Annotated in this window: 11 protein-coding genes and 3 rRNA genes; 11 read left to right on the forward strand and 3 right to left on the reverse strand. The window is 54.3% G+C overall.

Features of this window, described 5'->3' with window-relative positions; translation table 11 throughout:
• The first annotated feature begins 546 nt into the window (after positions 1-546).
• The 3 genes from I6I72_RS08265 to rrf all read left to right on the forward strand — a co-directional run bounded on the left by I6I72_RS08265 (position 547) and on the right by rrf (position 5,815).
• Positions 547-2,064, forward strand: a 16S ribosomal RNA gene (locus I6I72_RS08265).
• Positions 2,065-2,516: 452 nt separating this feature from the next.
• Positions 2,517-5,581 (forward strand): 23S ribosomal RNA (locus tag I6I72_RS08270).
• 116 nt (positions 5,582-5,697) lie between these two features.
• Positions 5,698-5,815, forward strand: a 5S ribosomal RNA gene (rrf, locus tag I6I72_RS08275).
• Together the 16S, 23S and 5S rRNA genes form the textbook arrangement of a ribosomal RNA operon.
• A gap of 1,230 nt (positions 5,816-7,045) precedes the next feature.
• Here the strand turns inward: rrf and I6I72_RS08280 are convergent.
• On the reverse strand, positions 7,046-8,086 hold the full coding sequence (locus I6I72_RS08280; protein WP_193387746.1) for a pseudouridine synthase: 1,041 nt from the start codon (positions 8,084-8,086) through the stop codon (positions 7,046-7,048).
• Here I6I72_RS08280 and I6I72_RS08285 point away from each other — a divergent pair.
• The 4 genes from I6I72_RS08285 to I6I72_RS08300 all read left to right on the forward strand — a co-directional run bounded on the left by I6I72_RS08285 (position 8,034) and on the right by I6I72_RS08300 (position 10,228).
• Positions 8,034-8,177: a hypothetical protein gene (locus I6I72_RS08285; protein ID WP_005529397.1), complete on the forward strand. Its 144-nt coding sequence runs from the start codon at positions 8,034-8,036 to the stop codon at positions 8,175-8,177. The genes I6I72_RS08280 and I6I72_RS08285 overlap by 53 nt on opposite strands.
• Before the next feature lie 43 nt (positions 8,178-8,220).
• Positions 8,221-9,117: a universal stress protein gene (locus I6I72_RS08290; RefSeq protein WP_005529399.1), complete on the forward strand. Its 897-nt coding sequence runs from the start codon at positions 8,221-8,223 to the stop codon at positions 9,115-9,117.
• Positions 9,118-9,278: 161 nt separating this feature from the next.
• Positions 9,279-9,542 (forward strand): GlsB/YeaQ/YmgE family stress response membrane protein, encoded by a 264-nt coding sequence (locus I6I72_RS08295; RefSeq protein ID WP_005529400.1) that lies wholly within the window; start codon positions 9,279-9,281, stop codon positions 9,540-9,542.
• A 77-nt stretch (positions 9,543-9,619) separates the two neighbouring features.
• Positions 9,620-10,228 carry a TetR/AcrR family transcriptional regulator gene (locus I6I72_RS08300; protein WP_046645855.1) on the forward strand — a complete coding sequence of 203 codons (609 nt, stop codon included), beginning with the start codon at positions 9,620-9,622 and terminating at the stop codon, positions 10,226-10,228.
• On the opposite strand, the gene yidC is transcribed toward I6I72_RS08300, so the two are convergent.
• Positions 10,185-11,153, reverse strand: a complete 969-nt coding sequence (gene yidC, locus I6I72_RS08305) for a membrane protein insertase YidC (protein ID WP_049146760.1) — start codon at positions 11,151-11,153, stop codon at positions 10,185-10,187. The genes I6I72_RS08300 and yidC overlap by 44 nt on opposite strands.
• Before the next feature lie 60 nt (positions 11,154-11,213).
• Between yidC and I6I72_RS08310 the strand changes: the two genes are divergently transcribed.
• Positions 11,214-11,945 (forward strand): class E sortase, encoded by a 732-nt coding sequence (locus tag I6I72_RS08310; RefSeq protein ID WP_049146762.1) that lies wholly within the window; start codon positions 11,214-11,216, stop codon positions 11,943-11,945.
• On the forward strand, positions 11,946-12,098 hold the full coding sequence (locus I6I72_RS08315) for a hypothetical protein (RefSeq protein ID WP_046645857.1): 153 nt from the start codon (positions 11,946-11,948) through the stop codon (positions 12,096-12,098).
• A gap of 22 nt (positions 12,099-12,120) precedes the next feature.
• Here I6I72_RS08315 and I6I72_RS08320 read toward each other — a convergent pair whose 3' ends face one another.
• Complete coding sequence (locus I6I72_RS08320; RefSeq protein WP_049146823.1) at positions 12,121-12,678, reverse strand: DUF2020 domain-containing protein; 558 nt, start codon at positions 12,676-12,678, stop codon at positions 12,121-12,123.
• On the opposite strand from I6I72_RS08320, the gene I6I72_RS08325 reads away from it, so the two are divergent.
• Together I6I72_RS08325 and I6I72_RS08330 are read left to right on the forward strand one after the other, a co-directional pair.
• Positions 12,677-13,849 carry a sensor histidine kinase gene (locus I6I72_RS08325; RefSeq protein WP_049064301.1) on the forward strand — a complete coding sequence of 391 codons (1,173 nt, stop codon included), beginning with the start codon at positions 12,677-12,679 and terminating at the stop codon, positions 13,847-13,849. The two genes, I6I72_RS08320 and I6I72_RS08325, sit on opposite strands and share 2 nt — an antisense overlap.
• 42 nt (positions 13,850-13,891) lie before the next feature.
• Entirely contained in the window at positions 13,892-14,530 is a 639-nt protein-coding gene (locus I6I72_RS08330; RefSeq protein WP_005529414.1) for a LuxR C-terminal-related transcriptional regulator, read from the forward strand.

Here is a 14,530-nt window from a genome sequence, read left to right on the forward strand (position 1 = left end):
GTGGTGTGTAACTTTATGTGAGTCAGCGCGACCGACAGCGCCCCACAGTCACATTGTGACTGGCTGAAGTGGCGGGAGGAAAACAGGCCCTGACAAAAATAAATTTTTTGCTCATGATGAGCTGTTGCCATTTAGGTGGTGGCTGTTTGTTGTGTGGTGATGATGTCTGAGAACTCAATAGTGTGCCAATGTACTTTTTACTACTTTGTGGTGATCGTGATTGTGCTGACCAGGCTAGGTGTTTGGTTGGTGTGGTGTGTGCCGGATCGGGCCTTTTGGGGCGCGATTGTAAATAATTAAGTTTATTTGTTTGGTATGCATTGAGATTGCGTGAATCATTTTTTGTGGTTTGACTGCCCCCTTTATTTTGCCCCGTCGGGTTGGGGGTGGTTGTGATTTTTCTTTGTATAGTAATTTTTGGATTTGCCAGCCTTATTAAGAGTCAATGTTGTTGATTATTCAGTGGTGTTGGTTTTTGGTTGGTTTGTCTTTTTGTTAGGTTTGGGCTTTTCACGGCCTGATTTTTTGGCTTTTGTGCTGAAATTTTTTGTGGAGAGTTTGATCCTGGCTCAGGACGAACGCTGGCGGCGTGCTTAACACATGCAAGTCGAACGGAAAGGCCTGCAGCTTGCTGCGGGTACTCGAGTGGCGAACGGGTGAGTAACACGTGGGTGATCTGCCTTGCACTTCGGGATAAGCTTGGGAAACTGGGTCTAATACCGGATAGGACAGCTGTTTAGTGTCAGTTGTGGAAAGTTTTTTCGGTGCAAGATGAGCTCGCGGCCTATCAGCTTGTTGGTGGGGTAATGGCCTACCAAGGCGTCGACGGGTAGCCGGCCTGAGAGGGTGTACGGCCACATTGGGACTGAGATACGGCCCAGACTCCTACGGGAGGCAGCAGTGGGGAATATTGCACAATGGGCGGAAGCCTGATGCAGCGACGCCGCGTGGGGGATGAAGGCCTTCGGGTTGTAAACTCCTTTCGACAGGGACGAAGCGTAAGTGACGGTACCTGTATAAGAAGCACCGGCTAACTACGTGCCAGCAGCCGCGGTAATACGTAGGGTGCGAGCGTTGTCCGGAATTACTGGGCGTAAAGAGCTCGTAGGTGGTTTGTCGCGTCGTCTGTGAAATTCCGGGGCTTAACTCCGGGCGTGCAGGCGATACGGGCTGACTTGAGTGCTGTAGGGGAGACTGGAATTCCTGGTGTAGCGGTGAAATGCGCAGATATCAGGAGGAACACCGATGGCGAAGGCAGGTCTCTGGGCAGTAACTGACGCTGAGGAGCGAAAGCATGGGTAGCGAACAGGATTAGATACCCTGGTAGTCCATGCCGTAAACGGTGGGCGCTAGGTGTAGGGGGCTTCCACGTCTTCTGTGCCGTAGCTAACGCATTAAGCGCCCCGCCTGGGGAGTACGGCCGCAAGGCTAAAACTCAAAGGAATTGACGGGGGCCCGCACAAGCGGCGGAGCATGTGGATTAATTCGATGCAACGCGAAGAACCTTACCTGGGCTTGACATATACAAGACAGGCGTAGAGATACGTCCTCCCTTGTGGTTTGTATACAGGTGGTGCATGGTTGTCGTCAGCTCGTGTCGTGAGATGTTGGGTTAAGTCCCGCAACGAGCGCAACCCTTGTCTTATGTTGCCAGCATTTGGTTGGGGACTCATGAGAGACTGCCGGGGTCAACTCGGAGGAAGGTGGGGATGACGTCAAATCATCATGCCCCTTATGTCCAGGGCTTCACACATGCTACAATGGTCGGTACAACGCGCAGCGACACTGTGAGGTGGAGCGAATCGCTGAAAGCCGGCCTTAGTTCGGATTGGGGTCTGCAACTCGACCCCATGAAGTCGGAGTCGCTAGTAATCGCAGATCAGCAACGCTGCGGTGAATACGTTCCCGGGCCTTGTACACACCGCCCGTCACGTCATGAAAGTTGGTAACACCCGAAGCCAGTGGCTCAAACTCGTTAGGGAGCTGTCGAAGGTGGGATCGGCGATTGGGACGAAGTCGTAACAAGGTAGCCGTACCGGAAGGTGCGGCTGGATCACCTCCTTTCTAAGGAGCATTATTTTTGTGCCCACAGTTGTGGGTGTGTTGGTTGAGTACACGCGTGTTGTACTGCCAGCAATTTTGTTTAATCGGGTGGAGACATACCTTAAACAGTCTGGTTATTTTCAAAGTGGTAGGCCAGCCGCATGGCACTGTGTGTGTTGTGTGGTGGTGTGTATGTTGGTGCATTGTTGGGTGTCTGGGGCATTATTGTCCTGGTGTTGCCCAGTCATTGATACGGTCATGGATTCTTTGATGTGTGGTTGTTGTTGGTGGTTGGGGTGTTGTGTGAGAACTGTATAGTGGACGCGAGCATCCCCAAGCAATGATGCTTTGTGTGTTGTTGTTTGGGATGTGTAATTTCTTATATTCTTTGTGTTTTGTGTAGTTCACGCCGGCACGATGGGCAGCAGCGTTGGGGTTTGTGCCCTATGTTGTTTGTTTGTTGTGTTGGTTGTGTGTTCGTTATTTAGGGCGCATGGTGGATGCCTTGGCATGCTGAGCCGATGAAGGACGTGAAAGGCTGCGTTAAGCCTCGGGGAGTTGTCAATTGAGCGTTGATCCGAGGATGTCCGAATGGGGAAACCTGGCACCTGTTATGGGGTGTTACCCTTCAGTGAATTCATAGCTGTTGTGGGGGTTACGCGGGGAAGTGAAACATCTCAGTACCCGTAGGAGAAGAAAATAATAATGATTCTGCTAGTAGTGGCGAACGAACGTGGATGAGGCTAAACCGTGTGCATGTGATACCTGGTAGGGGTTGTGTGTGCGGTGTTGTGGGCCCTGATGAGGATGGCTACTGACGTCCTGCCCGCGCATTGTTGTTAGGTGAAGTGGTGTGGAAACGCCTGCCGTAGAAGGTGATAGTCCTGTAGCTGAAGATGATGGTGTGTGGGTTGTTGGGTTGCCCGAGTAGCAGCGGGCTCGTGGAATCTGCTGTGAATCTGCCGGGACCACCCGGTAAGCCTAAATACTCAGTGTGACCGATAGTGGATAGTACCGTGAGGGAATGGTGAAAAGTACCCCGGGAGGGGAGTGAAATAGTTCCTGAAACCATGTGCTTACAATCCGTCAGAGCACTTTTTGTGTGTGATGGCGTGCCTTTTGAAGAATGAGCCTGCGAGTCAGCGGCATGTCGCGAGGTTAACCCGTGTGGGGTAGCCGTAGGGAAACCGAATCCTAATGGGGTGTTTAGTGGCATGTCCTGGACCCGAAGCGGGGTGATCTACCCATGGCCAGTGTGAAGCAGCAGTAAGATGCTGTGGAGGCGCGAACCCACGTAGGTTGAAAACTGCGGGGATGAGCTGTGGGTAGGGGTGAAAGGCCAATCAAACTCCGTGATAGCTGGTTCTCCCCGAAATGCATTTAGGTGCAGCGTCGCATTAGCTTGGTGGAGGTAGAGCTACTGGTTGGTTGAGCGGGACTACAATCTTAGCAATGTCAGCCAAACTCCGAATGCCATTAATGTGTTGTGCGGCAGTGAGACTGTGGGGGATAAGCTTCATAGTCGAGAGGGAAACAGCCCAGATCGCCGGTTAAGGCCCCTAAGGGTGTGCTAAGTGGAAAAGGATGTGGGATCGCGAAGACAGCCAGGAGGTTGGCTTAGAAGCAGCCATCCTTGAAAGAGTGCGTAATAGCTCACTGGTCGAGTGGTTCTGCGCCGACAATGTAGTGGGGCTCAAGCACACCGCCGAAGCCGCGGCAATAATATTTTGTTATTGGGTAGGGGAGCGTCGTGCACGTGTTGAAGCGTTACCGTGAGGAGGCGTGGAGTGTGTGCGAGTGAGAATGCAGGCATGAGTAACGAATTGGAAGGTGAGAATCCTTCCCGCCGGATGACTAAGGGTTCCTGGGTCAAGTTCGTCTTCCCAGGGTGAGTCGGGACCTAAGGCGAGGCCGACAGGCGTAGTCGATGGATAACCAGTTGATATTCTGGTACCCGAGTATATGCGCCCCTGATAAAGCACTGATACTAACCACCGTGCGTTACTGTGGTTGACCCTTTGGGGTTAACATGGTGGCAAGCCGTGGGGCCTGATGTGTGGTTCAAGCGATGGGGTGACACAGTGGGGTAGCCATGCCGCTTAGTGGATTGTTGGTGTAAGCGTGTAGGTGATGGTGTAGGTAAATCCGCACTTGTTAGCTCAGACGTGATGCGTAGCCTTAATTGGTGAAGTTGGTGATCCCGTACTGTCGAGAAAAGCCTCTAGCGATGTATATACTCGGCCCGTACCCCAAACCGACACAGGTAGTCAGGTTGAAAATACTAAGGCGTTCGGGTGAACTGTGGTTAAGGAACTCGGCAAAATGCCCCCGTAACTTCGGGAGAAGGGGGACCCTATGGCGTGAACACTCTTTGCGGTGGGAAGCGTTGTGGGGTCGCAGAGAATAGAGGGAAGCGACTGTTTATCAAAAACACAGGTCCATGCGAAGACGTTAAGTTGATGTATATGGACTGACGCCTGCCCGGTGCTGGAAGGTTAAGAGGACCGGTTAATCAAGCTTTGCTTGGTGAAGCTGAGAATTTAAGCCCCAGTAAACGGCGGTGGTAACTATAACCATCCTAAGGTAGCGAAATTCCTTGTCGGGTAAGTTCCGACCTGCACGAATGGCGTAACGACTTCCCTGCTGTCTCAACCACAGGCCCGGTGAAATTGCACTACGAGTAAAGATGCTCGTTACGCGCGGCAGGACGAAAAGACCCCGGGACCTTCACTATAGCTTGGTATTGGTGTTCGGTTCGGTTTGTGTAGGATAGGTGGGAGACTATGAGACGTGTGCGCCAGCACGCGTGGAGTCGTTGTTGAAATACCACTCTGATCGGATTGGATACCTTAACCTTGGCCCATGATCTGGGTTGGGGACAGTGCCTGGTGGGTAGTTTAACTGGGGCGGTTGCCTCCCAAAATGTAACGGAGGCGCCCAAAGGTTCCCTCAGCCTGGTTGGCAATCAGGTGGTGAGTGTAAGTGCACAAGGGAGCTTGACTGTGAGAGTGACAGCTCGAACAGGGACGAAAGTCGGGACTAGTGATCCGGCACCTACTTGTGGATGTGGTGTCGCTCAACGGATAAAAGGTACCCCGGGGATAACAGGCTGATCTTCCCCAAGAGTCCATATCGACGGGATGGTTTGGCACCTCGATGTCGGCTCGTCGCATCCTGGGGCTGGAGTAGGTCCCAAGGGTTGGGCTGTTCGCCCATTAAAGCGGCACGCGAGCTGGGTTCAGAACGTCGTGAGACAGTTCGGTCTCTATCCGCCGCGCGCGTTGAAACTTGAAGAAGGCTGTCCCTAGTACGAGAGGACCGGGACGGACGTACCTCTAGTGTGCCAGTTGTTCCGCCAGGAGCATCGCTGGTTGGCTACGTACGGAAGGGATAACCGCTGAAAGCATCTAAGCGGGAAGCCTGTTTTAAGATGAGGTTTCATTTGAGGTCCCCTAAAGACTATGGGGTTGATAGGCCAGACATGGAAGCACCGCAAGGTGTGGAGTCTACTGGTACTAATAGACCAAAACAAACACACACGACACTACCGTGCACAAACAAAAAGAAACACACACACGTGTTCGCGTCCACTATGCAGTATCTGACACAACACCGGAACACCAGAACACAAAAGTTCTGCTGCCCCGAAAGTTTGTCGGTGGTCAATAGCGACAGGGAAACGCCCGGACCCATTCCGAACCCGGAAGCTAAGCCTGCCCGCGCTGATGGTACTGCAACCGGGAGGTTGTGGGAGAGTAAGTTACCGCCGACATAAAACAACAAACAACAACTACATACACAAGAAGGAGCACAACCCACCACAAGGGAAATGCTCCTTCTTTTCGTCTTTCTGGAGGGCCCGTTCCTGACTACAACGTCAGGGACCAGCCCTCTTTTGATCGTTTTGCCATAGTTGGCCACGGCCTTAGCGATGAGCAGTGCATCAGTTCTTGGACGTCTTCTGGTTCGATCCAGGTGCCGGCACTCGGAACGATATGCACCGAAAGATTTGAAATTTCTCTCCTACGACTCGCTTAGAAGGGGGGTTGAAGAAGGTGTTAATGACGGTTGAAAAGTAGCCCAGTAGCAGCGGTCGAATAGTAGCCCATTCAACCAGAATTGGAAAGGTGGTTTCCATGGATAATTGGGCGCAGATTCGAGTACTGCGCGCGGAGGAAGGCGATTGGTTGTGCGGGTCGGCTAACCGTTCCCTTGTCTTATTCTCTGATATCGGTCGGCCTAGCTGGTTGTCTTTTTCTCTATTTGGGCTCCAGGGGTGGATCGGGCCGGGTTTCTATAACTCCGTATTCAGTCTCTTCTGTTTCAAATCACATCATTCCTTTGACCCGGCGTGGTTTCGTTTCAAGTCTGGTGTCGTTAGGGAATGCTGGAGTGTTTGTATTGAGGTCGCCCGTAGCCTTGGGCGGGGCATTTTGTCGATCCGATAGGTTTTAATGCCTGGGAGCGGGAACTCGACTAGTGGTTTCCGCTTTCTGTTGTAGCGTCGTGGTCGAGTCTTTGGGAGCTGCGTGAGGTTAGGCCTCAGATCGGCGGGGCTTGTTTTGTTGATATTCCTATAGCGCGTTGGTGCATGGGGCGCCTTCGTGTTGGTGTGCTCGGAATTGGGGCAGGATTTGATCCTGGGTGTTGATCGCGGGTGGAGGTGCATGCCACCTTATTGGCTGGGGCTCTAACCTATGGACACAGTGACGTTAAAGTTTAGTCCGGTAGGCGAGCTAGGCGAGCTTATTTGCGTCGTGCTCTATCCCGCTGCGTGCGATTAGGGCCAAGCGTTTGTCGCCTAGAAGTCGTTGTTTGCGACTTTAGGTGAGGCCAACGTCTCCGGTGATGGTCTGATTTTCTCGTTATTTTGGGAAATTAATCTTGGGCAACTGGGTGTTTATTGCTTGTTTCTGTGTTTGGGCGTATCAATAGCCGTGTTCGGTTTGCATCATTTCCGCTGCTTATTTTGTCGCTGGGATCGACGTACGAATTACAACATTTATGGGTGGAGGAAATGATGGGCTACTAAAGGTAAATTCGAAACGAATTCCCTTGGTTTTCCAGTCAGAGGATCGATGAACTCGATGCGTGTCGCGGTGAGATGCATTGGTACGCGCATGTCTTCGGCGTCGGCGGGGAAGGTAACCGGGTAGACGGGGTCGCCAAGGATCGGCACACCGGCCTCCCACATATGTAGGCGAAGCTGGTGCGTCTTTCCGGTCTTCGGCTTGAGCGTGTACTTAGCCAAAGGCGGCTGCGGACCGTGAATAGCTTCGTAGGGTTCGTTATCCACGGGGTTAACGCCGGCAACCTCAGTGAAAGCATTTGGTTCGCCCGCTACCAGCCTGCCCTGGATCTCACCCGGGGTTTTCTCAATGCGTGACTCCCACATGGCGCCGACGGGGACGTCGGAAAGCGGGGCGATAGCCTCGTAAGTCTTGTGGACTCGTCGTTCCGCAAACAGTGTTTGGTAGGCGCCACGAATTTCTTTGGTCTTTGTAAACACGAGGATGCCTGACGTGAGCCGGTCTAGCCGATGCGCGGGCGACAGGTCATCGATGCCCGTGATGCGCCGCATCTGAACCGTCGCGGACTGCACGATGTGCTTGGCACGCGGCATCGTGGCCATGAAAGGTGGCTTGTCCACCACCAGCAAATGCTTGTCTTCAAACAGGATCGGAATGTCGTAAGGTACCGGCTCCTCCGGTGCAGGGATCCTATAGAAGAAGACGTCCTGGTCCTTGGTGAGCAGGGTCTCTGGTTTCAGCACTGTTTGATCGCGCAAGACCACTTCGCCTGCGTCGAAGCGTGCTTGGAGCGCCGCCGCGTTGTCGTCTGGGTGCCGGTGGCGTTGAGTCTGAATGAGGTGCTCGAGAAAAGCCCAGGCTGAAATAGAGCCTTCCGGTACACGCGCACGGGTGGGGTTCAACCCATCTTTAATCGGCAACGGGCTGAAGCCTTTGCGCATATGTACTAGTCTGTTCTCCATGGATTTTGACTCTCTTCTTGCACCGGTAATTGAATTCTTCTCCACCGGCATTGGCGCTGTAATTGCCAAGGTCGCGGAGTTTATTTACAGCGTACTTTTCCCAGCTAACGCAGGCGCTGCAACAACTGCGGAGATTGGTTAATACGTACTACACTTGATGGTATAACCACCTGAAAGGAAAGAACATGGCCAAGGAAGACATTGTTGTTGTTGCCGTAGATGGTTCGGAAGCCTCCAAGAACGCTGTTCGTTGGGCAGCTAACACTGCCCTCAAGCGTGGTATTCCTCTCCGCATTGCCTCCAGCTACACGATGCCACAGTTCCTCTATGCAGAAGGCATGGTTCCCCCAAAGGAGCTCTTTGAGGATCTGCAGGCTGAAACCCTCGAGAAGATTGAAGAGGGTCGCGCGATTGCGCACGAGGTTGCTCCAGAGCTGAAGATCGGACACACCGTCGCAGAGGGTTCCCCGATTGATATGCTCCTGGAGATGTCCCAGGACGTCACCATGATTGTCATGGGTTCCCGCGGCATGGGTGGCCTCTCCGGCATGGTGATGGGTTCTGTTTCCGCTTCCGTGGTTTCCCACGCTGCCTGCCCGGTTGTTGTTGTCCGTGAGAACAACAACGTCACCGAGCTGAACAAGTACGGTCCGGTTGTTGTCGGTGTCGACGGTTCTGAGGTTTCCCAGAAGGCCACCGCGTACGCTTTCAAGGAAGCTGACGCTCGTGGCGCAGAGCTGATTGCGGTTCACACCTGGATGGACATGCAGGTTCAGGCTTCCCTCGCCGGACTGTCCGCAGCCCAGGCTGAGTGGGCAGAAGTCGAGAAGGAACAGGCGGAGCTGCTGACCGAGCGCATCGCTTCCTTCCAGGAGGAGTACCCGAACGTTCAGGTAAAGAAGCTCATCGCCCGCGACCGTCCGGTGCGTGCGCTTACCGACGCCTCCGATGGCGCCCAGCTGCTCGTCGTTGGTTCTCATGGACGTGGTGGCTTCAAGGGCATGCTGCTCGGATCTACCTCCCGTGCACTGCTGCAGTCGGCGCCTTGCCCAATGATGGTTGTGCGCCCAGACTCTGCTTAATAGCTGGCAACCAGCCGAATTGGCTGGCAATCTACTAACGATTGAGACACGATTTTAGGAGCGACCTGCGGAAAGACAGATCGCTCCTTTCTTTTTCCCAAAAATGCTGGAACCATGGTACTTGTAGCTGAAACAACTGATACTAAAAGGAGAAGATTGCTATGGGTATGGGTCTAGGATTCTTTGGTTCGATTATCGTCGGTATTATTGCTGGCTGGTTGGCTGAGAAGATCATGAAACGCGATCACGGCCTGCTGACTAACCTTATTGTCGGTGTACTTGGCGGTCTCTTGGGCGCAGGCATTATGTCCTTCTTCGGTTCGAGCTCCCCGAATGGCTGGATCATGATGATCGTCGTCGCCACCTTGGGTGCTTGTTTGCTTCTGTGGATTGTTGGTCTCGTTACCAAGAAGTCGGCGAAGTAGATCCGAATCTAATTCGCAAACATACCGGTTTGTCTATATTGTGTAGATGAACCGGTTTCGTCGTTTTAGGAGAGGATATGCCAGAAAAGAAGTCGCGCAGGAATCGTCCGAGCCCGCGCAGCCGACTCCTCGAGTCCGCGACCAATCTCTTTACCACTGAGGGCATTCGTGTCATCGGCATCGACCGCATTCTCCGCGAAGCTGACGTGGCCAAAGCATCCCTTTACTCCCTCTTCGGCTCAAAAGACGCACTCGTCATTGCGTACGTAGAGTCCCTCGATGAGAAGTACCGAGCTGACTGGGAAGCGCGCACTGAGGGGCTTACGGATCCGCACCAGAAGGTGCTTGCGTTCTTTGATAAGGCAATCGAAGAACAGCCCGATATGGAATTCCGCGGCTCGCACTTTCTCAACGCAGCGGGCGAATACCCGCGCCCCGAAACTGATGCTGAGCGGGGAATCGTTGCAGCCTGTATGGAGCACCGCAATTGGATGCACTCCACTATGACGGCACTGCTGACTGCGAAGAATGGCTATCCCTCGGCAACACAGGCTAGCCAGCTACTTATTTTCCTAGATGGCGGCATGGCCGGTGCTAGGCTGACCCGCGAACTATCGCCTCTTAAGACGGCGCGGGAACTCGCTATTCAGCTTCTTTCTGAGCCGCCTGCTGACTATTCAATCTAATTTGCTTGCGCGCCTCACCCAGGATCTGGGCGTGGTGCTTGCGCTTTGCACGTAGGTCTTCCTTGCTGAGCCCTTCGGGATTCTTATTCTTTTTGGTGTCCTTGTTGCGCCAGGCGCGGAAGCTATCACGCCGCAGCTGTATCACGGCGTCGGTAAGCGGGTAACGGCGGTACATGATGTATTCGTAGACCAAAGTTTGGACCAGTGTGTAGAGATAGGTCCAAGCCCAATAGAAGATGATGGCGACAGGGATTGGTCCGCTCATTGCTGCGCTCCACAGTATCCATGGCATCAAAATGATCATCGAGAACATGAACCAGAACATGCGTCGTGGCACTTTCTCATCGAACTGCAAGGTGAGGAAGCTGCGGTATTGGGTGATGATCATGTTAAGAATGGTGAAGCCGATGGCCAGCACCAGGATGGGAACTACAAGATCACGGTGTTCACGGGCAAAGTCCGTAATCGGCACACCGTTGAGTAGCGCAGCGCGAAATGACGTGACATCGCCAGGTGTGAGCAGGCCGACGTGGTCCACTTGTCCGATGCGCGAGGCACGCAGCACAACTTGGTAGAGGCCGAGGAAGAAGGGCACAATGATGAAAACAGGTAGACAGCCCACGAGCGGGTTGTACTTATAGCGCTCGTGTAGTTCTTTTTGATCCTGTAAGGCTGCGACTGCCTCCTCTACCGTGGTTGCGGCGTCAAGCCTAGCTTTAATTGCATTGGCTTCGGGGCGCATCAAAGCACTGATGCGACCTGAGCGAACGGACAGCCAGTTCAGTGGTGCGATGAAGCTGCGAACAGTAAGAACGAGGAATACGATCGCCACGAGCCAGGCCATGGATTCATCAAGAAAAGAGGCAAAGAGCAGGTGCCATAGTTTCAAGATGCCGGAAACGGGGTACATGAAAACTTCGAGCATGATTGTCCTTTGCGATCCATGGATAGGGCACTCTTACTGTACAGCGGTTAAGGTAATTCCATGACTAAGACCGGAGTGAGCACCGTCATCGGTGAGTTGATGCTGACCGCTGGCGTGATCTTGCTGCTTTTTTCCTTCTATGAGGCGTATTGGACCAATCTAGAGTCCGGGAAGTTGCAGGACAAAGCCAATGAGAAGCTCGATACCCAGTGGCACAACCCTCGCGGTAAACTAAAACCCGAGCTTGGCGAGGCTTTTGCGCGTATGTATATTCCTACCTTCGGGTCCGATTTCCACTTTGCCATCTTGGAAGGCACGGAAGATGAAGACCTCTTACGCGGACCTGGACATTATGCCGACACCCAGATGCCAGGCGAGTTAGGAAATTTTGGTGTGGCGGGTCACCGCGTGGGTAAAGGTGCGCCTTTCAACGATTTGGGCAATCTTGAGACCTGCGACGCCATTGTGATTGAGACCCAAACAGAATGGATTACCTATCGCGTCATGCCAATCGATGGCGTGCAGGCCGATTGTTTTACCCCGGAACAGCAGGCTAAGCCCGAATACCAGGGCATCAATGGCCGCCACATAACGCTGCCCGATGATGGTGCCGTAATTAACCCCATCCCAGGGATGGATACGCCAGTGGAGCAGGCATCAGAGGCCTTGCTCACCCTAACCACTTGCCACCCGCAGTTTTCGAATGCAGAACGCATGATCGTCCACGCGATGGAAGTCGGGCACGAGCCGAAGGTAAAGGGACAGATCCCGGCCGTACTGGAGGAGAGTTAAATGTACCGCGCACTTTGGAATCTTTTGCCAGGCCCCACAGTGGTCAAGGTGATACTCGCGATTGCGATTGCGGTTGGAGTGTTCTTCCTTCTTATGGAAGTTGTTTTCCCGTGGGTCTCGACGATGATGCCGTACAACGACGTCGCAGTCTAACGTCGCTTCAACTCCTGAGGGCTTAGAGTGCCAAGTTCTTAATCGTTTCCTTGGTAATAAGCTCCGCCTTCAAGGTCTGCGCCTGGTTGGACCAGACGAGCACGGCCTTGTTGTCCTTTTGCACCGCGAAGACCGAGTAGGAATCCTCGAAGACACCACGTCCGCCGGACCAGCCATCGAATTCCGCAGGCTCTGTGGAGTCAACGGGCGCTGCCCAGTCAACCACCGCACGAGCTTCTTCTACCGAGGGCATTTCGCGAACGATGACTGTGGCCTGTGGGTCCTCTGGGTAGGACCAGAAGATGCAAGCGGGCGTCTTAAAGCGCTGATCGACGGCCACACGGGTCATTCTCTGGCCGTTGGTATCGGCAACCCACTGGGAGTCCAGGTAAGGGCAATCCTGGTCGGCGCTGGCCTCTGCGGTGGTGTCGATGGGCAAACCGTCGTTGGGTAGTGCCGCGGCGGTGGGGGAGGCGTCGTCAGGCGCTGCCGAAAGTTCGGGGGAAGATAAGCCTTGGGAATCGCAGGCAGATAGGGCGAGCGTGACGACCATGAGGGAGGACAGTAGGCTTTTTCGCATGATGTCCACAATAGATCAGCGCTCGCCAGATACGGAGGCCTTGCGCAACGGCATCCATATTCTTACTGCAACGTTGCTTGTCGTTGCGATTTTTACCACCGTGCGTTTGCCGCTGTGGCAGGCAGTCATCAACCTGTTGTTGTTGACCGCTTTTGCAGTGGTTTACTTCGCGGGTTCCGTCTACGTGGAGCAGTGGCCGCGTGGGGCGCGGTACCTGTGGCTCGTCATTCTGACGGTGGTGTGGCTGGCGGACATGTTCGTAGCTCCGGCAGCTATCTACTTGGTCTTCGCCCTTTTCTTCCTCTACCTTTACGTGCTCGACTTGTATGCGGGTGTGGTCTGCGTAGTTATCGCGACGATCATTTCCGTTACGGTGCAGATTCCTGGGGGTCTGACCTTCGGTGGCGTTATGGGCCCAGCGGTCTCTGCACTGGTGACCGTGGCGATCTATTATGCGTTTCGTGCCTTGTCCCTGATGAACCGTGAGCTGATTGAGACCCGCTCTCAGCTGGCAGAGTCAGAAAGGGAGAGCGGAATGATTGCTGAACGCCAGCGCATTGCGCACGAAATCCACGATACTCTCGCCCAAGGCCTGTCCTCCATCCAAATGCTGCTGCACGCAGCGGATCGAGATCTCGACACAGAAGACGTGCCGCGCGCCAAAGAGCGTATCGAACTTGCACGCCGCACCGCAGCAGATAACCTGCATGAAGCGCGCGCCATGATTGCAGCACTCCAGCCGCCAGCGCTTGCTGAGGCCTCCCTGGAAGGGGCGCTCACGCGCATGGCGGAGAACTTCGCTGCCACGAGCGGGCTTGACGTTGAAGTCGACTCTGAGGGCGACGTGCTCAAATTGCCGATGAAGGTCGAGGCTGCCCTCTTGCGCATCGCGCAGGGAGCGGTGGGCAACGTGGTCAAACATTCGGAGGCAACACGTGCGCGCATTACCGTAACTTACGCGCCGGGTGAAGTGCGCGTGGACGTAGTCGATAACGGGCACGGTTTTGACGTAACGGCAGTACAGAACAAACCGGCGGGGTTGGGGCACATTGGGCTCTCGGCGATGCGCCGACGCGCGGAGGAGCTCGGCGGCGAAGTGATCATTGAGTCCACCCCGGGGTCAGGTACCGCGGTGTCAGTTAGTATGCCCTTAGATAACCCTGTAAATTAAACTTTTGGATGATTTTCTCAACCACTTTAGGAGGCAGAGCACGTGATTAGGGTCTTGCTGGCAGATGACCACGAGATCGTTCGCCTCGGGCTGCGATCTGTGCTCGAAGGCGCAGAGGACATTGAGGTTGTCGGCGAGGTAGCAACGGCGGAGGCTGCGGTTTCCGCGGCGCAGGCCGGCGGTATCGACGTGATCTTGATGGATCTTCGTTTTGGCGCAGGAATCGAGGGCACGCGCGTGATGGGTGGCGCTGAGGCAACCGCGGCCATTCGCTCCTCGATGAGCACTCCACCAAAGGTCCTGGTGGTAACAAACTATGACACGGATGCAGATATCCTCGGCGCCATCGAAGCAGGCGCTGTGGGATACCTGCTGAAGGATGCGCCGCCGCACGAGCTGCTGGCTGCCGTGCACTCGGCCGCGGATGGTGACTCTGCGCTTTCGCCGATTGTGGCGGACCGTCTCATGACGCGTGTGCGCACCCCTCGTACCTCGTTGACTCCACGCGAGCTAGAGGTACTCAAGCTCGTGGCCGCGGGCGCGTCAAATCGCGAGATTGGACAGGACCTTATGCTTTCGGAAGCCACGGTGAAGTCGCACCTGGTACATATTTACGACAAGCTGGGGGTGCGCTCCCGTACTTCTGCTGTAGCAGCAGCCCGCGAACAAGGCGTTCTTTAG

The sequence above is a fragment of the Corynebacterium striatum genome, assembly GCF_016728105.1.
GTDB classification, from domain to species: Bacteria; Actinomycetota; Actinomycetes; order Mycobacteriales; family Mycobacteriaceae; genus Corynebacterium; species Corynebacterium striatum.